Raw genomic sequence first — 25564 nt, forward strand, 5'->3', positions numbered from 1 at the left:
GATAGCGCGATGGGAAAAGATACAGGATTTCTTGAATATAAAAGAAAAAACAACGGAGATGTACCTCCAAAGGAAAGAATTAAAACTTTTGAGGAGTTTCATACTCCTCTTATGACCGAGGAGAGAAGGCAGCAGGCTTCAAGATGTATGAACTGTGGTGTTCCCTTCTGTCAGTCAGCAATGAACCTCAGCGGAATGGTGACAGGATGTCCCCTTCATAATCTGATACCTGAGTGGAATGATGAGGTTTACAAGGGGCACGACAAGCATGCCTTTGCAAGACTTCACAAGACCAGCAACTTCCCGGAGTTTACTGGAAGAGTATGTCCTGCCCTTTGCGAGAAGGCATGCATGTGCGGACAGTACGGCGATTCAGTAACGGTTCATGACAACGAGCTTTATCTGGTGGAGACTGCTTTTGAAAATGGCTACATCCAGCCTATGGTACCTTCTATCAGAAGTGGTAAAAGAGTTGCCGTTGTAGGAAGCGGTCCTTCAGGCCTGGCAGTTGCTGATGAGTTAAATCACAGAGGTCATAGCGTCGAAGTCTTTGAAAGAGAAGATGAAATAGGCGGACTTCTCATGTATGGAATTCCCAATATGAAGCTTGACAAGACCGTCATCAAGAGAAGACGTGCTCTTATGGAGGCTGAAGGAGTTGTGTTCCATACGGGTGTGAATATTGGAGATAACAGTATTGCAACTGAGAAAAAGACTGGAAAAGCCAAAGCAGGATCAGATAGTAAACAGGTAACAGCGCAGGACCTACTTGCGAAATTCGATGCAGTAGTTATGTGCTGTGGAGCTAAAAAAGCACGTCCTCTTCCTGCAGCTGATCCTGAGAAAGTTGGCGGCGTATATTATGCTGTGGACTTCCTTACACAGACCACTAAGGCTCTTATGGAATCATCAGGAGTGAAAGATAGAGCAAAAAAAGAAGATTATAGTGGTTTGGTTAAGCTTGTATCAGATCAGGCTGATAAATCTTCAGAGACATTGAAAAATCATGGTGGCTATATCGACGCTGCCGGTAAGAACGTAGTTATAGTCGGAGGAGGCGATACCGGAAATGACTGTATTGCAACAGTCATAAGACATGGGGTAAAGAGTGTTACAGCCCTTGAGATGATGCCCAAGCCTCCTGCAGAGCGCGCAGCAAATAACCCATGGCCCGAGTGGCCCAAAACTCTCAAGACAGACTACGGCCATGAGGAAGCAATATACCTCTTTGGCAATGATCCAAGAGTATACGAGACTACAGTTAAAAGCGTAACCACAGATAAAAAAGGAAATATCAAGCAGATCGAAACCGTTAAAGTAGCATTCAAAGACGGAAAACTTACAGAAGTAGCCGGCTCAGAGAAAACACTTAAGTGTGACCTTCTCCTTATCGCAGCAGGTTTTGTCGGCTGCGAAGACTACTCTGCTGATGCCTTTTCACTTAAGCGCAGCCCTCGAGGCACAGTAGTTACCGAAGACGGCGGCTACCACATCCCTAATACCAAAATCTTCTCTGCCGGTGATATGCACCGCGGCCAGTCCCTGGTTGTATGGGCTATTGCAGAAGGCAGAGCCTGTGCTAGAAAAGTTGATGAGTATCTGATGGGATATACGAATCTGTAGTAATTTATAGCGACTACTGAGCTAGATTATTTGAGTAAATGAATATAAGGCTTCCAGAACTGCCCTACAAAAGCGGTTTTGGAAGCCTTTTGTCTGACAAAAGGCGCGTACAGGAAAAGATAAACTTCGGAATAATATTATAAATAAATGACAATCTTCCGAATAAAATCTGCAAACTATTGATAATCTTCCGAACAAAACCTATAATTATGTTGTATAAAAGAGAAATATGGAGATAGCCATGAAAAATAGCAAAGAAATTGCAATTGAATGGGGAATTACAGAAAGAAGTGTTCTCAATATGTGCAATGAGGGCAAGATTCCAGGCGCTTACAAGGAAGGCAGAAAATGGCAAATTCCAGATGATGCGGTAAAACCAGCTGACGGCAGAGTCAGAACAGGCGAGTACAGAAAAAATCTCATTTCAACATCTCCTGCACCAAACACAGATAAAAGCGACCCTAACAGCACATCCACCACGACAAAGCCTCTTCCTATCGGCATCTCTGACTACATTCGAGCCCAGTCCGAGTATTACTATGTCGATAAGACCATGCTCATCAAGGACTTCCTGGACAGAAAGCCAATGGTATCACTTTTTACCAGACCCAGGAGATTTGGCAAAACTCTCAACATGGATATGCTCAGAGTATTCTTTGAAATATCAGAAGAAGACACCAGCATTTATTTCAAGGATAAACAAATATGGTCCTGCGGTGATAGCTATACCAGGCATCAGGGTAAATATCCTGTAATCTTTCTGACATTCAAGGACGTTAAGTTTGACTCCTGGGAAGCTACCCTTAATAAGTTGTCAGCGCTCCTTCAGGCAGAATACGGTAGACATAGCGAGCTGGCAGACAGCACCAAATTGGCTGATTACGAGAAGGCTTATTATAACAAGATAGTAAGTGGCTCAGCTAATGAAGTAGATCTTTCATCCGCCCTTGAGAACCTCTCCAGAATGCTCTATGAGCACTACGGGACAAACACCATAATTATCATAGATGAGTATGACACGCCTATTCAGGAAGGCTATTCCAAGAATTTCTATGATGAAATTATAGGATTTATGCGAAATCTCTTCTCCGGAGGTTTTAAAGATAACAAGTTCCTTGCATATGGCTTCCTTACAGGAATACTTCGCATAGCTCAGGAGAGTATTTTTAGCGGACTTAACAATCTTTCCGTCAACACCGTACTGGACGATGATTACGATAGTTATTTTGGATTCACTTACCCTGAGGTACATCAGATGATGGAATACTACGGATGTACCAACAAGGGAAAAGAGCTGCAGCAATGGTACGACGGATACCTCTTTGGAAATCAGGAAATCTATAATCCCTGGTCAGTTATCAATTACATATCCAAAGGTTGTGTTCCCCAGGCATATTGGGTTAATGCAGGCAGGAACGAGATCATAGAAGATGTTATGAAGATGACTTTCGAGGACGTGTATGAGAGATTATCTGCACTAATGCAGGGAGAAAAAGTCGTAGCTAGAATCAATCAGACCACCGTTTACAGATCACTTTCTGATGATCCCGCCAATATTTATAGCATCCTTCTGGTTGCCGGATACCTCAAGATCGTCAAAAAACACCTCCAGGCAGATGGTAGCTATCTCTGTGAAATAGCAATTCCCAATAACGAAATTGCTGCTGTATATAAAACAGAGATCCTGTCTTACTATGCAAACATCGGAGTTATCAAGGACACCACCTCCAATGTCATAGCAGAGAGCCTATATTCCAATGATAAAGACAGACTCCAGAAGGCGGTTGGTGAATACATGACCAAATCCATAAGCTTCTATGACGCTGGAGCAGAAGGCTTCTATCACGGACTTGTCCTAGGACTTATTGCTTTAATGGATAATCAGTACAGGATTAAGTCAAACCGAGAGTCCGGGGATGGCCGATATGATGTCAGTCTCTCTCCAAAAGACAAAAAACACGCCGGAATTATTATGGAAATAAAATGGGAAAAAGACCTTGATCAAGCCGAATTATACAAACTGGCTGACAAAGCACTTTCACAGATAGACGACAAACATTACGATTCTGAAATGTTACAAGACGGCGTCACTGACATCATTAAGTTTGGTATGGCTTTTTCAGGAAAAGAAGTAGCAATAAAGACAAGATAAATACAAGAAGCAAAAACAATATATAGATTATTGTCAAGAAAGCATCCGGTATGGGTGCTTTCTTTTTTGTTTATTTTACCAGTTCCCAAAAAGCAACAGCGCTGCAGGCGGCTACGTTTAGAGAATCGACGCCATGAGCCATTGGGATTTTTACACAACAGTCACAAGCTGCGATTGTTTCAGGAAGAAGGCCGTCTCCCTCAGCACCAAGGAAAATGGCAAGCTTGTCGGCATTTTTAAGTTCTGGATCACTGATATCTTTTGTATCGTTTCTAAGGGCCATGGCTACAGTCTTAAAGCCAAGGCCTTTTATTGTGTCTATTTCTGAGCCCTCAGGCAGAAATGTCCATGGTATCTGGAACACAGTGCCCATGCTGACTCTGGCAGCACGGCGATATAATGGATCAGTGGATCCGTGAGTGAAAAGAACTGCATCAAGCCCTAGGGCTGCAGCGTTTCTAACAATTGCACCGAGGTTTGTTGGATTAGTAACGTTTTCAAGAACAGCGATACGATGAGCATCTTTTACTAGGCTTTCCACGCTTGGAAGTACTTTTCTTCTCATTGCGCAAAGAACTCCGCGGGTTAAGTGGAAACCGGTAATCTGAGTGAGAACCTGTGACTCTGCGATGTAAATTGGAGCGTTTTCACATCTCTCAATAATTTCCGCAGCCTCTTTTTCAGTCTGACCCTTCTCAAGCAAAAGAGAAATTGGTTCATATCCAGCATCCAGCGCACGTCCAATAACCTTGGGACTTTCTGCGATGAAGATTCCAAGGTCTGGCTCATTTATATGGAATAATTGATTCTCCGAAAACTGATGATAGATGGACAGCTTGGGAGTATTGATATCTGTAACTTCGATGAATTCTTTTGACATGGGTATGAAATCCTTATTTATAGATATATCTGCGCATAAGTGACTTATACAGGTGGATAAATTATTCCTTAATGAATCACAACAGGAAGCGAAGGCTGCTGTGAAACCTCTGTTAGAGCCTTTTCGTCAGCGACTGGGGAGAATGGAATATGGTCAGTAATATCCCTTACAAACACTGGCGTTCCGTCCCCGTTTAGAAATCCCTTAACATAATCCTGAATTGAATGAAGTCTATATGGGAAGCTCATTCCTCCCATGTGCTTCTGGGTTAAATGGTGGATGTCGGAGCCGCCACTCATGAGAAATCCGTGCTCTAAGCCGTACTGATAGCAGAGAGCGTTCTGATAATCAGGATTTTCGGCGTTGAAGCCCTCTATACCATCAACATCATTTGGAGCCAGATGAATTGTGTTTAGGTATCCTCTTTCTCTGTAGGGATGAGCCTGGAGCATAATACCGCCAATTGCATGTACTGCGGCGTAGAGCTCAGGCCTTGTCATGTCCAGAATCTCAGGAGTCTTCTTGAGCCACTCTTTATCTATTCCATACAAAAGATATTCATCTCCTTGAAAGCAGACTTCAGCTCCAAAGAAAACATCAAAATCAGCATCTTTGGCGGCTTCCAGTGCATGCTCATATCCCTTGCAGTATTGTTCAACCCACTCTGTCCATGGAAGGCTCCTTGGTACAGCTGTATTTCCGTTAAAAAAGTGATCGGTAACGATCATTCCGCTGTAGCCGATTGCCTTCATGTGTTCAATATATTCTTTTGCCGGAGTATCAGAGCAGGCACTCCCTTCTATAGTGTGAAGATGCGTTTCGTAGATGTATTCCATAATGACCCTTTTTGATTTGCTCCTAAATTGTATCCGCACAAAAGTCACAGCTTATGCGCGTTTCTGATTATATATTCATAATAAGTACCATTTTATATCTATAAGATAGACAAGACAATTCCTTAGATGTGATTATTTCTCATTATTGCGACAACATCGATAAAAATGCACAATTATCAGACAATAAAATCATCAAATACAACATATACTTACAAAAGCAGGGTGTTATACTAAATATAGTGATATGTGTAATTTCACACATTAATAGTCGGGAGGGTAAAAATATGACAGGATTACCACTTATTATCGTATTCATTCTAGCTATTGTCTGTATGATTGTTCTGATTTCCAAGTTCAAGATCCATCCATTCATTTCTATCATGTTGATTTCACTGGTTCTTGGTCTTATTGCCGGAATTCCTATTGCCGACATTAAGCTGGATGACGGAACAACCAAGGCAGGAATTGCCACAGTAATTGGACAGGGCTTCTCAGGAACCTTTACTTCCATTGGTATCGTAATTATCCTGGGCGCTCTTATCGGAAGCATCCTTGAGCAGACAGGCGCAGCTCTTAAGCTGGCTGACATTGTTATTAAGATAGTTGGCAAAAAGCATCCTGTTCTGGCAATGGAACTTATGGGATGGGTTGTATCTATTCCTGTTTTCTGTGATTCCGGATTTGTAATCCTTAACCCAATCCGTAAGGCTCTTGTAAAAAGAACTGCAGCTTCCTCAGTAGCTATGTCTGTAGGTCTTGCAGCAGGTCTTTTCACATCACATGTATTCATCCCACCTACACCGGGACCAATCGCAGCAGCTAATACACTGGGCATCGGTGACAACCTTCTTCTTGTAATGGGTATCGGTGCACTTTGCTCAATATTCCCTATTATCGCAGCTTACTTCTATGCACAGTTCATTGGTGGCAAGGTTAAAGCTGATGACGAAGCTGATAACGGCGAGGTTTCCAAGACTTATGAAGAGCTCGTAGCTGAATTTGGTAAGCTTCCTAATGGCTTTATAGCTCTTGCTCCAATCATTGTTCCTATTATCCTTATGGCTCTTTCTTCAATCGTATCAATGGCTAAGATGACAGGCGGCGTTGCTCGTCTTTTCACATTCCTTGGTACACCTATTATAGCTCTTGCAGTTGGTACTATTTTTGCAGTATTCCAGCTTCTTGGAGCAGGCAAGATGGAGAAATTCTATGATATCTGTAACGATACCTTAAAGACAGTTGGACCAATCCTCTTCGTAACAGCAGCAGGCGGTGTTCTTGGTAAGGTTATAGCTTCTTCAGATATGGTTAACTATATCTCAGAGCATGCAACAGTTCTTTCAGCAATGGGCATCTTCTTCCCATTCCTGCTTGCAGCAATCCTCAAATCCGCACAGGGATCTTCAACAGTTGCGCTTACAACCACAGCTGGAATCGTAGCTCCACTTCTTCCTGTTCTTGGATTTACAACTCCTGTTCAGGTAACACTGGTTTGCATGGCAATCGGCGCAGGTGCTATGACAGTATCTCACGCTAACGACTCTTATTACTGGGTTGTTACAAACTTTGGTGCAATGTCCACAGACAAGGGCTACAAGTCCTGGACTGTAGCATCTCTTATCATGGGTGTAGCAGCAGTCATTGAGATTGCAATCCTTAGCTTGTTCCTGCACTAATATTTTTTAAGCAAAGAATCTATATTGGCAATTTGGTAATTTGAACAAATATTAAATGTCGCTCCAATTGCAATCTATATAAGGAAATAGCCTTTGGGCAAGGAGAAGCTCTGATGAATAAAGAACTAAGAAAAGATGCAGACATCATAATAGAGCGATCAATTAAAGCTGTTCTTCCAGACGAAGCAGTTAAAAGAGCTCTAAAAGATTTCAAACCTGGTGAAGGGAAATTAGTTCTTGTGTCAGCTGGAAAAGCTGCATGGCAGATGGCAGCTGCGGCAGTGGAGGCCTTGGGCAACCAGGATAAGAATGAGACTACAGCCAGAGGAATAGTTGGGGGCATTGTAATTACTAAATATGATCACGTTAAAGGTGACATCCCAGGAGTAGAGTGCTGCGAGGCTGGTCACCCGGTTCCGGATGAGAACAGCTTCTCTGCAACCAAGAAGGCTCTTGATCTGGTGGAACCCCTTGGTGAAAAGGATACAGTCCTTTTCCTGTTGTCAGGTGGAGGAAGTGCATTGTTTGAAGCTCCGCTTATTCCGGGAGAAGAGCTTCAGGATATCACTAAGCAGCTCCTTGCTTGCGGGGCAGACATTGTTGAGATAAATACAATCAGAAAAAGACTTAGCGGCGTAAAGGGAGGACGCTTTGCTAAGGCAGCAGCTCCGGCTAAGGTGTTTAGTATTGTTCTAAGCGATATCTTGGGAGATCCCCTTGATATGATTGCCAGCGGTCCGGCAGTTCCTGACACTTCGACTTGCGCACAGGCGCAGGAGATTGCAGATAGATATGGGCTGAAGCTTTCTGATAAAGCGAGAAATCTTTTGGCACAGGAAACGCCTAAGGAACTTGATAACGTGACAACAGTAATCACAGGATCTGTCAGAGAGCTATGCACAGCGGCAGCAGGAGCAGCGGAGGAACTTGGCTACGAGCCGATTGTTCTAACGGATATGTTATCCTGTGAAGCCAGAGATGCGGGAAGCTTTTTATCCAGTATTGCAATATCTCATCACGAGGATGGACGTAAGCTTGCGTATATCGCAGGCGGAGAGACCGTTGTTCATCTTAAGGGAACTGGAAAGGGTGGACGTAATCAGGAGATAGCTCTTTCTGCGGCTATTGGACTAAGCGGTGTTCCCAATGCAGCAGTATTCTCCCTTGGAAGCGACGGAACAGACGGCCCCACAGATGCGGCAGGCGGATACGCTGATGGTGAGACGGTGACGGATCTCAAGAATAAGAGTATTGATATACACTCATATCTTGATAATAACGACGCCTACAATGCTCTTAAAGCGGTGGATGGTCTTATAATGACCGGGCCCACAGGCACAAATGTTAATGATGTGGCGGTATTGTTAATTTCATAATGAAAAGATGAACTGCTTACCACTTTATATATGGTGGTAAGCAGTTTTTTATAGTGAAATCAAAGCCCTATATATTTCTTTCTCAAATATAATCCCAGGATAAACAGTCCAACTGTCTCTACAAGATGGAATATGACAGAAGTCCAGACAATTCCAACGCTGTAGCCTGCAACTGTTACAGTATGCATTCCCAAAAGAACAAATGATAACAAGAAGAAAGTCAACAGAATCAAGGTTATTACCTTGATCATCTTATCGTTCAAGAAGATTCCAGTCATAAGACTCCCTAGTAAAAGAGCTATGAGAAGGCCTATATACTTAAAGCCATGAGTGTTGTTGTACAGTGCAACAAATTCTTCTCCTGAAGAGGAAATACTTCCACTATAATCAATAAGATCTGTTATGAATCTGCGATACACAAGAGAGCAGATATCATATACCATTCGCACCGCGATAAGTATTGCTCCCCACAGTTCTAAGAGTTTACCAATTGAATCTCCAGTGAGAGCAGGGATCTTATTCCCCATAGCTTCCTGCTGCAATACTGCCATCTTGAGTCTGTCTGACTCTTCCACAACAGACAGAGCGCTTTTTAATTTATCAAAGGCTCCGATAAAAACAAACGCTATCAGAATGACCTGTATTGCTGCGACAGCTATCTGACCAGCAAGGATGGTGGTGTTTACCATATCTGGCTGACTTGCTATATCATTTTGCGCCACTCTCCTGACCACAAACAGAGCAGCATTTGCCAAGCAATGAATACCAGCTGCCCAGAAAAGTGAATTGGACAGATAGTGAGCTTTCTTATTGACGTACATTTACTGTTTCCCCCAACGCTAGTATTTGCACAATACACATTATTTTTATGCTTACGCCTTAATTGCCCACCTCATCTTGGTGGATTTACTTCTTGGATTGACTCTGCATTCCTCTGCAGACGGTCTTATTACATCCTCCGATATTTCACTGAATAATCCGGCTTTCTTACATTCTTTAAATGCCTTTTTGACTAATCTGTCCTCTCCTGAATGGAAAGTAAGAATTGCTACTCTGGCTCCGGGATTTAGTATCCCGGGGAGCTTTTCAAGAAATGAGTACAGAACCTCAAACTCACTGTTTACATCAATTCTCAGAGCCTGGAAAACTCTTGCACAGCTCTTTTTGATCGCCTGATCTTTTTCCTCTTTGGGAAGCTTCCACAGAGCATTCTCTATCGCACTTCTAAGAGCTGTTGTAGTGTCCATGGGATCGCCTTTTTTCATGAGGTTAAATACCTTATCTGCAATCTCTTCTGCATAAGGTTCATCAGAGTTTTCTACCAGCATTCCAACAAACTCATCTCTTGTGATATTGTGTAATCTCTCTGCTGCTGATTCTCCGTGTTCCGGATCAAGCCTTAGATCAAGAGGACCATCTATTTTATAGGAGAAACCTCTTTTGGGATCATCAATCTGCATTGAAGATACCCCAAGGTCTGCGAGTACAAAGTCAAACTTACCTGCTTCCTCAGCCACCTTGTCAATATTGGCGAAATTGATTAGCCTGAACTTGAATGCATTCTCATCAAAGCCTGCGTTTCTGAGTCTTTCAACTGTCTTGGCGGATTCAATTGGGTCAACGTCCAGACCATAGATGCATCCTTTTCCCGTAAGCTGCTCCAGCATTTTTCTGGTATGTCCGCCATAGCCCAGGGTACAATCAAGCCCCTGCTCACCTGGCTGAATCTTAAGAACCTCCAGGATTTCTTTTACCATAATAGAGATATGCATGCCTGCTGGCGTTGAGCCCTTGGATATTACGTGGGCTACAGTATCTGCATATTTCTCCGGATTCTGCTCTTTATATTTTTCTTCAAATTTCTTGGGATATTTCCCAGAATAATGAACTCTTCGTTTGTGCTGTTTTTCTTCCATGGTTTTCCTTTTTTAACTGAATTCTATGCTTTTTCTTAATTACTTAGTTAGTCTTTCAATCTATTATACATTGATTCTCATATTGGAAAAAGTCTGATAGTTTGAGCTCTTTAGCTAGTGTATTGACTTTGAAGTTACTTCGAGTTATATTCTTAGCTGTCTTTGATTATCTTGAATAAGCATTTCGCTTAGTGGCACAAGAAGTAATCTTGCCATGATAATTCAACTATTGTTAAGTGCATGATGAAATAGTATTAACACGCTTGTTGGAAATTGTTTCATTTATGCGTTATGCAATAAAGGATATAGGCCTTGGATTATAACGCATTAAATATATGATGATGTGATTGCGTGTAGTCCACAAAATGTTAGTGCAAAAAACATAACGCATATGAATTGTATGTGTTTGTTTTGCGTGTTGCCAAGATGAGAAATAAATAAAATAAATCACGCAGGGTAGGGGAAAGAGGATTTAAGCGTGCTGAGATTTTATATGCCATGATTAATAGGTAACGCAAATTGGAGAGAAATTAATAAATGCGTGTTCGGATTAGATATATCAAGACTTTCCATACACGCAATAGTTGATTAGAAGCGGTGGTGCGTGCAAATGATCTTAACGATAGCATTATGCTATTAGAAACAGGTCGAAAAACAGGTCTACACATTGATAGGAGGTATAAAAATAGTAAATCAGACTGAACAACTGAAAAATCAAGTAAAGGAACTTGAAGAAGTATTAAAAAAGCTCGACAAGCAGCTTTTTTATTTGAGAAATATGCAGGGAATTACAATTAGGATATGCAAGCAGAAAAGTGGTTACCAATATTATAAAACGGATGATAATGGAAAACGCGTATACATCAAGCATAAGGACAAAGAGATTGTTAGGAAAGCATTCCAGAAATCTTACTACGAGTGTGTGCGAAAAGAAATCTTGACACAGAAGTACCAAATAGAAAGGTTTCTCAAGTTCTATAACCCAACAGCAATAGAAGACGTATATGATAAGCTCTGCGATGCTAGAAAAGAGCTCGTGACACCAATAATCTGTACAGATGATGACTACATTGAAAAATGGAGACAGACGCATCCTGGAGAGAAGAATACATTCCCAATTGATGGACAGTTTGTAACTGATAATGGTGAATATGTAAGATCCAAATCAGAAAAGATATTGGCGGATTTGTTTCTAAAAAAGGATATTCCATATATTTATGAACCTGAGGTGGAGCTGTCTAATGGCCATAAGGCATGTCCTGATTTCCTAGTTTTAAATAAACGTACAAGGAAGTCATATTATTGGGAGCATTTCGGACGTGTGGATGCTGAAGAGTATGCAATTAGGAATTTCCCAAAGATATATGCTTATGAAAAGAGCGGTCTCATACAGGGAAAGAACTTAATTATTTCAATGGAAACAGAAAAGCAGCCACTCGATTTAAAACTGGTAAATGAAAAGATTGAAATGTACCTAATGTGATAAACTAATATGTGTATATTATTGCTCGTAGAGTGGCTAATTGTTCAATGTTGCATGGATTATTGAAATATACAATAAGCTTTTTGCATATACTATAAACAGAAAATGCGTATATTTAGTCAAAGGGGGATTCTATGAATATTTGCTTACTTAATGATTCCTTTCCGCCAATCATAGATGGCGTTGCGAATGTAGTAATGAACTATGCGGACATTATGACCACTGAGCTTGAGGCCAATGTCGTTGTTGGAACTCCAAGATACCCGAATGTCAGCTACGATGGTTATCCTTATAAAGTTGTGGCGTATCCAAGCTTTGACACAACTGATTTTGTCAAAGGCTATCGCACAGGGTATCCGCTTTCTATCAGAGAAATCGATCAGATGGCGGACTCAAAGCCAGACATTATACACACCCATTGCCCCGCAGCATCCACGGTAATGGCAAGGATACTCAGAAGAGAGACAGGCGCGCCTATCATTTTCACCTATCACACCAAGTTCGATGTGGATATCGCCAGGGCTGTCGGCGAGGGAATCCTCAAAAAAGAGGCTATTAAAGCCATGGTAAATAACATCGAAGCCTGTGATGATGTCTGGGTTGTCTCAGAGGGCGCGGGAGAAAACCTACGCTCGCTGGGGTATCAGGGCGAATATATAGTTATGCCTAACGGCGTGGATTTCCCGAGGGGCCGGGCTTCAGATGACATGGTAAAAGAGCTGAATAAGACCTATGACATACCTGAAGGCGTTCCGTTATTTCTTTTTGTGGGACGACTTATGAAGTATAAGGGACTTCCAATTATTGTGGATGCGATGAATGAACTTGCCAAAAAAGATATCGACTTCAGGATGGTCTTTGTTGGCGGAGGTGCAGATCAGGAAGAGATGCAGGAAAAAGTCAAATCCTACGGAATATCTCTTGATGTATTTAAAGAAGGTGCATCGACAGGCACAAATACTCCGGGTTCCGGGAAAGGGAAGGTGATTTTCACAGGCCCTATCCACGACAGGGAGAAGCTTAGAGCCTGGAACACAAGGGCAGACTTATTTCTTTTCCCATCTACCTATGATACAAACGGCATTGTGGTCAGAGAGGCTGCAGCCTGCGGACTTGCCAGTGTTCTCATCAAAGACTCCTGCGCAGCCGAGGGAATAACTCATGATAGAAACGGACTTTTGATCGAAGAAAATGCAGAGTCTATGGCACAGCTCCTTGAAGCAGTATCGGGAGATCTGGATCACCTTCATCAGATTGGCCAAAACGCCATGGATGAAATCTACATTTCCTGGGATAAGGCAGTAAGGCTTGCCTATGACAGATACAAAGTAATAAATGAGATGGCAAAGAGCGGAGAATTCGGAATCAGGAAACATCAAAGTTTTGAATATCTCATGAACTCAGCCGCAACAATCCTCGATGGAACACAGAGAGTGTTTGTGGATATCCCCAAAGAAATCAACCTTGGAATGCGCGAAGGATACAAGGAGTTCAGGGATGAAGTAAGGGGAAATTACCAGGAATTCCTGGACGGAATGATCGAAAACTATCAGGATTTCAGAGATAATATTAAGGCTAATTACCTGGAATTAAAGGACAATATCAAAGACAGCTATGAGGATATCAGATCCGATGTCAGGGAAAGCGTTGATAATATCAGAGGCGGAGTGTCAGAAGGAATCGATAAGATAAAAGATAAGTTTGCGGACAATTTCGATGATGAAAAATATGATGATAACAAGTGATGATCAGAGCAGGGGTTAAGACATGGATAATGACTGTGAACAGAACAGGAATCAAGAAATGAAAAAAGACTGGTACAAGGAGATGAGCTTCTACCAGATATGGGTCAGAAGCTTTGCTGATGGCGACGGTGACGGAATAGGAGATCTCTATGGAGTTTATGATAAGCTTGAGTATGTCAAATCTCTTGGCGTAGATGGAATCTGGTTCTCGCCAATCTATCCGTCTCCTAATGCTGATTATGGCTATGATATTTCTGATTACAAAGACATACATCCGGATTTCGGAGACCTTGACCAGTTCAAAAAAATGCTGAACAAAGCTCATGAACTTGGACTTAAAGTCATCATGGACCTGGTAGTTAACCACACTTCAGATGAGCATCCATGGTTTATCGAGAGCAAAAAGGGCAGGGATAATCCTTATAGCGACTATTATATCTGGCGTGATAAGCCAAATAACTGGGACAGCTTATTTGAGGGCAAAGCCTGGGAGTATTGCAAGGAGCGAGGGCAGTACTACCTTCATATTTTTGCCAAAAAACAACCTGACCTTAACATGGACAATCCAAAGGTCAGACAGGAAGTTAAGGACATCATGCGCTTTTGGCTGGATATGGGAGTTGACGGATTTAGAGAGGATGTAATTAACTTCATTTCCAAAAAAGAAGGCCTTCCCAATGGAATACCTTTTTTACCAGCTGTTAATGGAATGCCCTATTACAAGGACGGACCGCATATTCACGAGTACCTTGCCGAGTTTAGGAAGGTGTGCGATGAATATGACTGCTTTCAGCTGGGCGAAGGACCGATGACTACTGTTAAATCGGCTATGAAATACCTGACCGGGCCAACCAAGTCCCTTGATATGATGTTCTCTTTTGACCACATGATGGCGGATTGCCTGTACACAGAGTACATCCACAGGCCATTTTCTCTGATAAAACTCAAGAAAGCTTTTACAAAGTGGCAGTACGCATTGGCAGGCAAGGGATGGAATGCTCTTTATCTTGAGAATCACGACCATCCCCGTATTATCAGCAGGTATGGAAGTGAGCACTTCTGGCGGGAAAGCGGAACCATGCTGGCCGCAAGCTATATTTTCCAGCAGGGTACGCCTTTTATATATCAGGGGCAGGAAATTGGCATGACCAATATAAGGCTCATGTCAATCGACCAATACGTGGACGTTTCCAGCATAACCAACTACCAGACCTATCATCTCAAGGAGGACCCGGAGAGGCGCCTTCACAGAATTCACTTATCAAGCCGTGATTCAGCAAGAACCCCTGTCCAGTGGGATGACACAGAGAATGCAGGATTTTCAGAGGTAAGGCCTTGGTTCTATGTTAATCCCAACTATAAGAGGGTTAATGTTAAAAGAGAAGAGCGCGACCCAGACAGTATTCTTAATTTCTACAGGAAATGCCTTGCTCTTAGGAAAAGTTCTAAAACACTAATATATGGAGATTACACAGAGCATTTTCCCAAGGATAAAAACATATACATGTATGAGCGAAGTCTTAATGGAGAGAGCTACCTGATCATTTGCTCATTTTCAAGACTTCCTGTTAAGGCCAATAAGCCATCTAAGTTTGCGGGAAGACATGGCGAGCTTGTGCTGTGCAATTATCCAAAAGAGCCGGTCTCATATAACGGAGTATTTGACCATATAGAGCAGGAACTGAGCGAAATAGAGCTTCGAAAAGGATATTTTCGACCTTTTGAAACACGAGTATATAGATATACGCAGTAAAAACATAGCTTAATAAATATTAATGTGAAAAGAGGCTACGCACCATCCGCAAATGATTGGTACGCGGCCTCTTTTCTATGTGTGTGAACATTCAATATCTATACTGAATGAACAAGGGCTTAATATTATTTGAAGAAACTCATATCTTCATTGAGCTTCGCAGCGATTTCTTTCAGGTTGTTAGCAGAACCGGCAAGAGTTGTAACTGTTGCAGAGAGTTCTTCCATAGAAGCTCCGGTCTCTTCACTGGACGCAGCGTTTTCTTCGGAGATAGCGGAGAGGGCACTCATTGTATCAACAACGGCATTCTTGGAGCTTTCACATGTTTCGGCTCCTCTTGATATTCTCTGTACGCCTCCAACAGTAGATGCGATATCTTCCAGCATACTGTTAACACTTGTGAGTGTTTCGCCAAGAGCGCTCTGCTGAGTGATATTACTGTCTTTGATGGACTCAGCAGCAGAAACAGCAGCTTTGGACTGATCGAGCAGGATATCCATTTCCTGTCTGATGTCGTCTGCCATCTTCTTGGAATCTTCAGCAAGTTTGCCAATTTCTTCAGCAACAACGGCAAATCCTTTTCCGGCTTCACCGGCTCTAGCAGCCTCGATACTTGCATTCAGTGACAACAGGTTAGTCTGAGTCGCAATTGAAGAAATACCTTCAACCTTATCATTGATATTTGTAACAGCGTTCTGAGTAGCAGAAATTGTGGATGAGATTTCATCAATCTTACCAGTCATCTCGTTGCTGGACTCCTGAAGGTTAGAAAGAGAAGCTGATGAAGCTTCTGAAGCTTCCTGCATTCTGCTCGCAAGACCTTCAAGGTCATTAGTAGATGTCTGCACATCTACAACGGCATCGCCGATATTTCCAACGTTTTCGGATGCGTTCTGAATTTCGTCAGCCTGCTGGGTTGCTCCGGAAGCAATTTCCTGTACGGCATTGGATACATCTTCCGCTGTCTGAGAAATCTGGTCGGCCATATCGGAAAGTTCCATTGAAGAACTTTCAACATCATTGGCGGATGCTTTTATGCTGGTAACAATATCATCAAGTTTTTCTATAACTGTATTTGTATTGTTGACCATTGCGCCAAATTCGTCTTTTTGCTGGGTAAACTTATCAATCTTGGCAAAACGTCCATCTGCAAGCTTGGAAAGTGACTCATTAACTGCTTTGATAGGATTTGTAAAGCTGTTTGCCATGAGAAGTGAAATTACGGAGGCAATAATAAGCATTATAATACCAACTACTACGGTGATCATGGCAGTTGTCTTGGCAGCAGCCATAGCCTGATCATAATTAGCTGAAACAACAATCCTATATCCGGTAGTAGAATCTGTAAACCACGACATAATGAGCTTACTTTCAAAAGAGGTAGAGTCAATAATTGTACCTGCGTCATCTCCTGAAGCATAGGCTGCGCCTGTAAGATCATAAACATCATCAGGTCCAAGCTCTAATTTGGCGTGAGCAGCCATCAGCTTGTCTCTATCCATAATGAAAGCGTCATCGGTTTCTGCTTGTAGGAAATTATGAAGTTCATCAAGATTGTAGTTTCTCTGAACTTCACCAAGAATATTACCGGACTCATCCTTAATAGGAACTGCCATTGTAATCTGGCGGGCACCGGTGGTTTTATTTGTAAGTACGTTGGATATAAATATATTTCCTTTAATTGCTTCCTGGAAGTATTCTCTATCTTTGACATCTACTAATTTGCCACTGGATCGGACTTTTTGCATTCCGGTAGTATCGGCAATGGCCATAACATTACCATCATTTAGAATGTTATCGCCTGCGGTCAGCATCTTTACCATGACATCATCTTCGATTCCGGCAGTTCCCTGCATATAAACTATAGTGGTAGGGTTATCGGCAACTGATCTTAGAACCATCAGGTTTTTATCGATTATATCTTCATAGCTGGCTGCAAGGTATTTAGCCTGCCAAGCCAGAGCAGTCTCAGCATCAGTCTGAGCTTTTCTGGTAGAAGTGATGTAACTGATCACGAGTGACACTATAAGAGGAACTGCCACTACCAGGAGCATAACAGCAATCAGCCTTGTTTTAATGCTGTTTTTTAAAGAAATATCATTTTTTCCTTTTTGATTTTTAGATTCTTTTGCCATAATAAAACCTCCATGATTGATAATAGAAGCTACCGCTTTAATTATCTAACATGGAGGCAAATAATAACAGTGCTATATTCTTATTTTAATATTAACAATTTATGAAAAAACGATAATTGCATAAAATTAAATGACGCGTTAACTAACATACTTTTGCATATCATGTTGCCAGATGCAGCAAATTTGTCGCTATGTTGAAATAAACAAGGAGCGACAACGCATCTACTATTGTTGTGATGAATGGACTCGCCATAACAGCAGGGTCAAAGCCGACTTTGGATGCCAGCATTGGGAGGCAACAGCCGACCATCTTGGCAATCAGCACAACTATTAAGAGTGTCAGGCATATAACTGCAGCTACAGGAAGCGCAAGCTTATCAAATAATAAGAGCTTGGCAAAATTGGCTACAGATAAAGTTAATCCGCACAGTACAGCTACTCGTATCTCTTTCCAGATAATCTTCAGAAGGTCCGAAAACTCAATTTCTTTAAGCGAAAGAGCACGGATAATTGAAACGCTTGCCTGCCCTCCGGCATTACCACCTGTATCCATCAGCATGGGAATGTATGCTGTCAGGATAACATAGGCAGAAAGGGCATCTTCAAATCCTGTGATGATAGCGCCTGTAAATGTAGCACTGATCATGAGGAATAAGAGCCACGGAATTCTGCTCTTGTAGGTTTCAAATATTCCTACCTTGGGATAGGGCTTGTCAGATGGCACGATAGCAGCCATCTTCTCGATATCCTCGGTAGCCTCTTCTTCCATGATGTCCACTACGTCATCGATGGTGATGATGCCGACCATACGGGTCTCTGCATCAACAACAGGCATCGCTGTAAAGCCGTATTTCTGGAACATTCTGGCAGCTTCTTCCTGGTCGGTAAGGGTGCCGATACTGATAACGTTGGTGTTCATGATGTCACCGATGATCTCTTCAGGCTTCATGATCAGCAGGTATCTGAGGGCAACTGTTCCTACCAGAACTTTCTGTCTTGTAACTACGTAGCAGATGTTGATCGTCTCTGAATCGACACCTTTTTTACGTATACGCTCAATAGCATCTGCGACAGTCATGTCCTCACGAAGATCTACGTACTCCACAGTCATGATACTGCCGGCAGAATCCTCAGGATACTGTAACAAATGGTTAATATCAGCCCTTGTTTCAGGACTTGCATTGGCCAGAATACGCTTAACTACATTGGCAGGCATTTCCTCCAAAAGGTCAGTAGCGTCATCGGCCATCAGATTGTCGATAATGTTGGAAGCTTCACGGTCTGAAAGTGATTTGATAATATACTGCTGAACGTCCAGTTCCAGATCTGCAAATACATCAGCTGCCATATCTTTGGGCAGGATTCTGAACATCTTAAGAGAATCCTCGTCCTCCATCTCACTCATAGCAGCAGCGATATCTGTTGTATTCATTTCTGAGATGGTCTGGCGAAGCAGAGTGTATTTCCTGGACTCAAGAAGCTCCTGCAGTATTTCAGCGGTTGTCTTCTCTTCTTCTTGTAATTCCATTGTAATAATCTCCTTTTATTAAGTTGGTGGTTATAGCTGGCATGGTACTTCGACCAGGAGCAGAATCGCTACTGCATATATGTGAATCTGACTTCATTAAAACCACCATCCTTTCTTTCGGAGATTTATTCATTCGAAGAATGAACACGAATTATACCGCATATTTTATAGATTGAAACAAACAGAATTGTTGGAAACTTTTTTATATGCAATATTACTTTAACACAGAATGTCTGGTGATGGTATATGTTTTTCTTCCTGAGTTATATATTTCAAATCTTAGATGTGCTATGCTTTTATGGCAGAAACACTTTATATACAAGGTAAAGATAAGTAGGATAACGAGGTATTTATAATGGAGAAATGGGCAAGAATCAAATACACACCAAATCTTCCGCTTGGAGAGAATGGTGAAAGGGTTACAGCGAGTCAGAAGCACATTGAACTTTCATGCGAGGCAGCCTGTGAGGGAATGGTACTTCTCAAGAATGACAGAAACGTTCTTCCTATCAGAAAGGGCACAAGAGTAGCCCTCTTTGGAAAGGGAGTATTTGACTATGTAAAAGGCGGCGGTGGTAGCGGAGATGTAACAGTTCCTTACATCAGAAACCTCTACGAAGGCCTTTCTCAGTACACATCAGACATTTCAATTTACGACAAATCTGTCAGATTCTATCAGGAATATGTAGCAGACCAGTACAGACTTGGAATTGCGCCAGGCATGATCAAAGAGCCGGCTCTTCCGGAAGATATTCTCGCAGATGCAGCAGCCTATGCAGATACAGCAATCATCGCGATCAGCAGATTCTCCGGAGAAGGCTGGGACAGAAAGGTTGCAGGCGTTGACAGAGAAATCAAGTGCGAAGCTAAGGATCTCGTAGAACAGGGCAACAAGATATTTGATCATGGTGATTTCTACCTCACAAATGCTGAGAAGAAGATGGTCAAGATGGTAAAAGAGAACTTCTCAAGCGTCATTGTGGTCATGAATGTCGGAGGAGTTGTAGATACAACATGGTTTAAAAATGATGACCAGATTTCATCAGTCCTCATGGCATGGCAGGGCGGAATTGAAGGCGGACTTGCCGCAGCCAGGATCCTTCTTGGCAAGGTTAATCCTTCAGGTAAGCTCTCAGATACATTCGCAGCAAGGCTTGAAGACTATCCTTCAACAGAGGGCTTCCACGAAGATGATGACTACGTGGATTACACAGAAGATATCTACGTTGGCTATAGATATTTCGAGACCATTCCCGGGGCAAAAGAGAAAGTTAACTACCCCTTTGGATATGGCCTTTCCTATACAACATTTCTCTTAGAAGACTATAAAGCAGAACCGTTTGTGGTTTCTGCAGCAGACGAGGTCGGTAAATCTGATAGCGACCTTGTAGATGCAATTGTAGCTTCAGTTACAGTTACAAACGTTGGCAAGATCCCGGGCAAAGAGGTTGTTCAGCTCTACTACAGCGCTCCTCAGGGCAAGCTCGGTAAACCTGCCAAAGTCCTTGGCGGCTATGCCAAGACAAGGCTACTTCAGCCGGGAGAGAGCCAGAGAGTGACAATTGCTCTTTATATGGAGGATATGGCATCTTACGACGACCTTGGCAAGGTTAAAAAGGCTGCATGGCTCCTTGAAAAAGGTGAATATCATTTCTTCCTTGGAACATCTGTAAGAGACACAAGGCTTCTTGATTACACCTACGAACTTTCTAAGAACATAATAGTTGAACAGGTCTCAAACAAGCTCGTTCCAACATCTCTTCCCAAGAGAATGCTTGCTGATGGCACATATGAGGAACTCCCTCAGACAGAACCTGTAGATACTTATGCAACAATCTTCCCAAGACCTAAGAACTGGAAAGAAACAATTGAGCACGACGTATTAAAGACTCCTGTAGTTCGCCCACAGGACAGATTCCAGCTCTTTTTGCCACCTAAGGAAGGTGACCCTAAGAAATTTATTGAAGTTGCAGAATGCAAGGTGACACTTGAAGACTTTATTGCACAGCTATCTAACGAGCAGCTTGCAAGCCTTCTTGGAGGACAGCCAAATGTCGGAATGGCTAACACCTTTGGATACGGCAACCTTCCTGAGGTTGGAGTTCCTAATGCCCAGACCTGTGATGGTCCTGCAGGTGTCCGTATTGCACCGGAAGTTGGTGTTGTGACAACAGCATTCCCATGTTCAACACTTCTTGCATGCACATGGAATGAAGATATCTGCTACGAAGTCGGAGTTGCAGGCGGAGAAGAGGCCAAAGAGTGCAACTTTGGTGCATGGCTTACTCCTGCTGTTAACATCCATAGAAGCCCTCTTTGCGGCAGAAACTTTGAGTACTACTCCGAAGATCCATTCCTTGCAGGTAAACAGGCAGCAGCTATGGTTCGTGGTATTCAGAGCAACAACATAATTGCTACACCTAAACATTTTGCCCTCAACAACAAGGAATCCAATAGAAAAGGCAGCGATTCACGTGCTTCTGAGCGTGCGATCAGAGAAATATATTTAAAGGCCTTTGAAATCATTGTTAAAGAGGCAGAGCCCTGGAGCATCATGTCTTCATACAATATAGTTAACGGTCAGAGATCATCCGAATCTCACGACCTTCTCACAGGAATCCTCCGCGATGAGTGGGGCTTTGAAGGTGTTGTAGTCAGCGACTGGTGGGGCTTTGGTGAGCATTACAAGGAAGTCCTTGCAGGCAACGATATCAAGATGGGCTGTGGTTATACAGAACAGCTCCTGGAGGCAATTGATAAGAAGGCTCTTAAGAGAAAAGATTTGGAAAAGAGCGCAGAGCGAGTTCTCAAGATGCTTCTCAAACTCGACTAAGCTCAAAGCCGCTTAGAATAAACGTTTAAGTCATAAAAAAGTAATGTATTGTTCATAAACTATCAATATTTTTCTGACAATTTGTCGTATAATATAAATATGATATAGTTGTTGGGAATATCTTCTGACAATTGTATCAGGAGAAAGTTGTGGAACTACAACTTCGGAGGTATGTCTATGAACAAAAAAGCTATTGTTGGTATTTTTATGTCCATTTTGATGGCCGGGCTCGTTGGATGTGCCGGTAGCGGTGATGCCCAGGCAGGAGATGACCTCAAGCCGGTTATTTATCTTTATCCACAGGAAGATAATGCCGAGATTTCAGTAAGCCTTGATTACAACGGAAATCTGGTTGACCTGATTCCTGAGTTTAATGCAGATAAGACATGGAATGTTACAGCTAACAAAGATGGCAAGATTACCTTTGAAGGACAGACTTATGACTATCTGTTTTGGGAAGGCGATCCGAATTACTCCTATGACTTCTACTCAGGATTCTGTGTAAAGGGATCTGATACCAGGGATTTCCTCAATGAGAAGCTAACAATACTGGGACTTAGTGATTCTGAGAAGGCTGAGTTTATAGAATTCTGGCTTCCTATGATGGAGAAGAATCCATATAACCTCATCAGCTTCCAGGGGGCAACCTACAACAACGGAGCCAAGCTCACAGTTAATCCGACGCCTGATTCACTTATCCGTGTATTCATGGCCTGGTATCCGACAGATAAGTTTATCAAGATCAATCCACAGTATCTTGAGACACCCACCAGAACAGGTTTCACTGTAGTTGAGTGGGGCGGAAATAAAGTTAAGTGAAAATAAACTTGAAACTATATAGCGTATGATTTAAAATGTTGTGCGTGATATTGTAAGAAGATTGCAATATCACGCACATTTATATTATGCAATTATATAGTAAGAAATGAGCAGTCCATATGATAAGCGGCATACACAAGGAACGATTTAGCAAGAAATGCTATTGGAGTGACGGTGGATGCCATTAACATATGGATTGCGGAGTACATTATAGAAATGGAGTAGATATTATGATGCAATCACGTACACATAACTGTGGTGAGTTGCGTATTTCCAATGTCGGCGAGAGCGTTACTCTTGTAGGCTGGCTTGAGAATATGCGTGAAGTTGGATCAGGACTTGGATTTGTCGTTCTGAGAGACTTCTATGGCACTACACAGATTGTCCTTGAAACTGAGGAGATGGTCAAGACAGCCAAGGCCATCAATAAAGAGTCCACAATATCCGTTAAGGGCCTTGTAAGAGAGCGTAGCTCCAAGAACCCCAAGCAGGAGACCGGTGATATCGAGGTGGTTCCTGAATCAATCACAGTTCTTGGTCGCTGCCGTTACAATGAGCTTCCATTTGAGATCAACCACTCAAGAGAGGCTGATGAGACAGCTAGACTTAAATATCGTTATCTTGATCTTCGTAACCCTGAGGTTAAGAAGAACATTATCCTTAGATGCAACGTAATAGCCGCACTTCGTCAGGCTATGACAGAGCACGGATTCATGGAGATCACTACTCCTATCCTTACAGCTTCATCACCTGAGGGAGCAAGAGATTACCTTGTTCCTGCCAGAAAGCACCCTGGCAAGTTCTATGCACTTCCACAGGCTCCACAGCAGTTCAAGCAGCTTCTCATGACAGCCGGCTTTGACAGATACTTCCAGATTGCACCTTGCTTCCGTGATGAGGATGCAAGAGGCGACAGAAGCCCGGGAGAGTTCTATCAGCTTGATATGGAGATGGCTTTCGCTACTCAGGAAGATGTATTTTCAGTATGTGAGGACGTACTTCCTCCAGTATTTGAGAAATTTGGAACCTATGACCGTGCAAGTAAGGCTCCTTTCACAAGAATCCCTTATCTTGAGGCTATGGAAAAATATGGTTCTGACAAGCCAGACCTTAGAATTGACCTTACAGTAACTGACGTTACAGAAACTCTCAAGGATTGCGGTTTTGGACCTTTCGCATCAACTGTTTCTGCTGAGGCAGCAGAGGCCAGTGAGGGCGCTCTTACTGCAGGCGCAGCAACAGGCGTCAGGATCAAGGCTGTTGTTATCTCTGACTTCAAGGAGAGCCGTAAGTTCATCGACAAGACAATCGGTGATGTAGAAGTTCAGTCAGGTAATAAGGCTTACTGGTTCAGAATGGATGAGAACGGAGAACTTGTTGGTGGTATCTCCAAGTTCGTTGCTCCTATCAAGGATGCAGTTGTATCAGCTCTTTCACTTAAGGCTGGAGACCTCGTAGTTCTCTCAAGCGGCAAACTTACAGCTGCTCAGAAGACTGCAGGTGTTATCGTTAAGACATTTGGTGCTGCAGTTCCAGGACACATGGATAAAGAGAAATACGAGTTCTGCTGGATCGTAGATTTCCCTATGTACGAGATCGGCGAGGAGTCAGGAGAGCTTGAGTTCTGCCATAACCCATTCTCAATGCCATCAGGCGGACTTGAGACACTTCTCAAGGCTGAGAGAGGCGAGATTGATCCTCTTACAATTACAGCAGATCAGTATGACCTTGTTGTAAATGGTATTGAGCTTTCATCAGGTGCTGTACGTAACCATGATCCTGAGATCATGATCAAGGCATTTGAGATGGTCAGACTTGGCGAGGAAGACGTTAAGGCCAAGTTCCCTGCTATGTACAACGCATTCTGCTACGGCGCACCGCCACACGCAGGAATCGCTCCGGGAGTAGACCGTATGGTAATGCTCCTTGCAGGTGAGGACTCAATCCGTGAGATCATTCCTTTCCCTATGAACAAGAATGCTCAGGATATCATGATGGGCGCTCCAAGCTACGTAACAGACAAGCAGCTTGAGGAATTACACATTAAGACTACTGCTACAGAAGAGTAATAGATATTATATTGACATAAAAAGTGCCACGGCGATGTTTTATCGCCGTGGCACTCACTATTTTAAAAATTCTACGGTAAACGTTTCCTTGTCATTCCCTGCAGGATAGTGAATAGCGCATCAAACTGCTGCGGAGTCAGACGACTTGCCATATTCATAAACTCCTTGTACTTGATGGAATGAACATCCTTGTCATAAATGCTCATGAAATAAGAAGGCGAAACATCCAGATATTCACATATCTCCAAAAACATTAACAGAGACGGAAGCGATTTCCTGTTCTCAATGTTATTGATATATCCCGGGTTCTGCCCCAGTGACAAACTCATATCCCTTGCGGAAATGCCGTTATTACGTCTCATCTCCTCAAGGCGCCTTACGAAAGTCTCAATATATTCAGATTCATATTCCTTGTTACTCTTAGTCCTGGACATCGTTGTATTCTCATAGACCTTTCTCAAAGTCTTGATCTGACTACTAGTTTCTCCATATATATGATGAATTATCCACTAACAGAATAGATATCAAACAATATGCTACTCCATTCAAAAAGAATCTATATATCGATTATAACATATAACAGACGCTATAGATAGAAATATATAGTCTAGAAAACGATATATGGAATATTAACTGTTCTACAATTAATAATAGTCATCTAAACGATAGTCAAAATACCATAATAGGCAATAACTATATTTCGAGTATAGCTCTATCGTTGTAACACATAAAAATGTAAA

17 protein-coding genes are annotated in these 25564 nt (G+C 42.4%); 10 read left to right on the forward strand and 7 right to left on the reverse strand.

The window, feature by feature from the left end; genetic code table 11:
* Positions 1–9 precede the first annotated feature (9 nt).
* Both BPR_RS00675 and BPR_RS00680 read left to right on the forward strand, forming a co-directional pair.
* The gene (locus BPR_RS00675; RefSeq protein WP_013279534.1) at positions 10–1623 is read left to right on the forward strand and encodes a glutamate synthase subunit beta; all 1614 of its coding nucleotides are present in this window, start codon (positions 10–12) and stop codon (positions 1621–1623) included.
* Between the two features lie 241 nt (positions 1624–1864).
* Entirely contained in the window at positions 1865–3775 is a 1911-nt protein-coding gene (locus BPR_RS00680; RefSeq protein WP_052301772.1) for an AAA family ATPase, read from the forward strand.
* A gap of 70 nt (positions 3776–3845) precedes the next feature.
* On the opposite strand, the gene BPR_RS00685 is transcribed toward BPR_RS00680, so the two are convergent.
* Both BPR_RS00685 and BPR_RS00690 read right to left on the reverse strand, forming a co-directional pair.
* Positions 3846–4655, reverse strand: a complete 810-nt coding sequence (locus BPR_RS00685) for a TrmH family RNA methyltransferase (protein WP_013279536.1) — start codon at positions 4653–4655, stop codon at positions 3846–3848.
* A gap of 68 nt (positions 4656–4723) precedes the next feature.
* Positions 4724–5491, reverse strand: a complete 768-nt coding sequence (locus BPR_RS00690) for a PHP domain-containing protein (protein ID WP_013279537.1) — start codon at positions 5489–5491, stop codon at positions 4724–4726.
* A 284-nt stretch (positions 5492–5775) separates the two neighbouring features.
* Between BPR_RS00690 and BPR_RS00695 the strand changes: the two genes are divergently transcribed.
* On the forward strand, positions 5776–7167 hold the full coding sequence (locus BPR_RS00695) for a GntP family permease (protein ID WP_042256287.1): 1392 nt from the start codon (positions 5776–5778) through the stop codon (positions 7165–7167).
* 113 nt (positions 7168–7280) lie between these two features.
* Positions 7281–8543, forward strand: coding sequence for a glycerate kinase type-2 family protein (locus BPR_RS00700; RefSeq protein ID WP_013279539.1), 1263 nt, complete (start codon positions 7281–7283; stop codon positions 8541–8543).
* 59 nt (positions 8544–8602) lie between these two features.
* On the opposite strand, the gene BPR_RS00705 is transcribed toward BPR_RS00700, so the two are convergent.
* On the reverse strand, positions 8603–9364 hold the full coding sequence (locus BPR_RS00705; protein ID WP_013279540.1) for a hypothetical protein: 762 nt from the start codon (positions 9362–9364) through the stop codon (positions 8603–8605).
* 51 nt (positions 9365–9415) lie between these two features.
* Entirely contained in the window at positions 9416–10459 is a 1044-nt protein-coding gene (gene rsmH, locus BPR_RS00710; protein ID WP_013279541.1) for a 16S rRNA (cytosine(1402)-N(4))-methyltransferase RsmH, read from the reverse strand.
* A 667-nt stretch (positions 10460–11126) separates the two neighbouring features.
* Between rsmH and BPR_RS00715 the strand changes: the two genes are divergently transcribed.
* The 3 genes from BPR_RS00715 (at position 11127) to BPR_RS00725 (ending at position 15440) form a co-directional block, all read left to right on the forward strand.
* Entirely contained in the window at positions 11127–11942 is an 816-nt protein-coding gene (locus BPR_RS00715) for a hypothetical protein (RefSeq protein ID WP_013279542.1), read from the forward strand.
* Positions 11943–12076: 134 nt separating this feature from the next.
* Positions 12077–13687: a glycosyltransferase gene (locus BPR_RS00720; protein WP_013279543.1), complete on the forward strand. Its 1611-nt coding sequence runs from the start codon at positions 12077–12079 to the stop codon at positions 13685–13687.
* A gap of 22 nt (positions 13688–13709) precedes the next feature.
* Positions 13710–15440 (forward strand): alpha-glucosidase, encoded by a 1731-nt coding sequence (locus BPR_RS00725; RefSeq protein WP_013279544.1) that lies wholly within the window; start codon positions 13710–13712, stop codon positions 15438–15440.
* Positions 15441–15565: 125 nt separating this feature from the next.
* Here the strand turns inward: BPR_RS00725 and BPR_RS00730 are convergent, their stop codons facing one another.
* Both BPR_RS00730 and mgtE read right to left on the reverse strand, forming a co-directional pair.
* Positions 15566–17575: a methyl-accepting chemotaxis protein gene (locus tag BPR_RS00730; protein ID WP_013279545.1), complete on the reverse strand. Its 2010-nt coding sequence runs from the start codon at positions 17573–17575 to the stop codon at positions 15566–15568.
* 160 nt (positions 17576–17735) lie between these two features.
* Entirely contained in the window at positions 17736–19103 is a 1368-nt protein-coding gene (mgtE, locus tag BPR_RS00735) for a magnesium transporter (RefSeq protein ID WP_013279546.1), read from the reverse strand.
* Between the two features lie 355 nt (positions 19104–19458).
* Here mgtE and BPR_RS00740 point away from each other — a divergent pair, with 355 nt between their 5' ends.
* The 3 genes from BPR_RS00740 to aspS all read left to right on the forward strand — a co-directional run bounded on the left by BPR_RS00740 (position 19459) and on the right by aspS (position 24824).
* Positions 19459–21936, forward strand: coding sequence for a glycoside hydrolase family 3 C-terminal domain-containing protein (locus BPR_RS00740; RefSeq protein WP_013279547.1), 2478 nt, complete (start codon positions 19459–19461; stop codon positions 21934–21936).
* 177 nt (positions 21937–22113) lie between these two features.
* Positions 22114–22755 (forward strand): hypothetical protein, encoded by a 642-nt coding sequence (locus BPR_RS21180; RefSeq protein WP_052301773.1) that lies wholly within the window; start codon positions 22114–22116, stop codon positions 22753–22755.
* Positions 22756–22985: 230 nt separating this feature from the next.
* Complete coding sequence (gene aspS / locus BPR_RS00750; RefSeq protein ID WP_042256290.1) at positions 22986–24824, forward strand: aspartate--tRNA ligase; 1839 nt, start codon at positions 22986–22988, stop codon at positions 24822–24824.
* Positions 24825–24895: 71 nt separating this feature from the next.
* On the opposite strand, the gene BPR_RS00755 is transcribed toward aspS, so the two are convergent.
* Positions 24896–25258 (reverse strand): helix-turn-helix domain-containing protein, encoded by a 363-nt coding sequence (locus BPR_RS00755; RefSeq protein ID WP_013279550.1) that lies wholly within the window; start codon positions 25256–25258, stop codon positions 24896–24898.
* Positions 25259–25564 lie beyond the last annotated feature (306 nt).

Origin of the sequence: Butyrivibrio proteoclasticus B316, assembly GCF_000145035.1 — a bacterium.
Taxonomy (GTDB): domain Bacteria; phylum Bacillota; class Clostridia; order Lachnospirales; family Lachnospiraceae; genus Butyrivibrio; species Butyrivibrio proteoclasticus.

Bases quoted from the DNA above. Each gene is read 5' to 3' on its own strand.
- BPR_RS00740 (WP_013279547.1), top strand. From the start codon at position 19,459: ATGGAGAAATGGGCAAGAATCAAATACACACCAAATCTTCCGCTTGGA.
- BPR_RS00695 (WP_042256287.1), top strand. From the start codon at position 5,776: ATGACAGGATTACCACTTATTATCGTATTCATTCTAGCTATTGTCTGT.
- BPR_RS00705 (WP_013279540.1), bottom strand. From the start codon at position 9,364: ATGTACGTCAATAAGAAAGCTCACTATCTGTCCAATTCACTTTTCTGG.
- BPR_RS00675 (WP_013279534.1), top strand. From the start codon at position 10: ATGGGAAAAGATACAGGATTTCTTGAATATAAAAGAAAAAACAACGGA.
- rsmH (WP_013279541.1), bottom strand. From the start codon at position 10,459: ATGGAAGAAAAACAGCACAAACGAAGAGTTCATTATTCTGGGAAATAT.
- BPR_RS00700 (WP_013279539.1), top strand. From the start codon at position 7,281: ATGAATAAAGAACTAAGAAAAGATGCAGACATCATAATAGAGCGATCA.
- BPR_RS21180 (WP_052301773.1), top strand. From the start codon at position 22,114: ATGAACAAAAAAGCTATTGTTGGTATTTTTATGTCCATTTTGATGGCC.
- BPR_RS00725 (WP_013279544.1), top strand. From the start codon at position 13,710: ATGGATAATGACTGTGAACAGAACAGGAATCAAGAAATGAAAAAAGAC.
- BPR_RS00685 (WP_013279536.1), bottom strand. From the start codon at position 4,655: ATGTCAAAAGAATTCATCGAAGTTACAGATATCAATACTCCCAAGCTG.
- mgtE (WP_013279546.1), bottom strand. From the start codon at position 19,103: ATGGAATTACAAGAAGAAGAGAAGACAACCGCTGAAATACTGCAGGAG.
- BPR_RS00755 (WP_013279550.1), bottom strand. From the start codon at position 25,258: ATGTCCAGGACTAAGAGTAACAAGGAATATGAATCTGAATATATTGAG.
- aspS (WP_042256290.1), top strand. From the start codon at position 22,986: ATGATGCAATCACGTACACATAACTGTGGTGAGTTGCGTATTTCCAAT.
- BPR_RS00720 (WP_013279543.1), top strand. From the start codon at position 12,077: ATGAATATTTGCTTACTTAATGATTCCTTTCCGCCAATCATAGATGGC.
- BPR_RS00690 (WP_013279537.1), bottom strand. From the start codon at position 5,491: ATGGAATACATCTACGAAACGCATCTTCACACTATAGAAGGGAGTGCC.
- BPR_RS00730 (WP_013279545.1), bottom strand. From the start codon at position 17,575: ATGGCAAAAGAATCTAAAAATCAAAAAGGAAAAAATGATATTTCTTTA.
- BPR_RS00680 (WP_052301772.1), top strand. From the start codon at position 1,865: ATGAAAAATAGCAAAGAAATTGCAATTGAATGGGGAATTACAGAAAGA.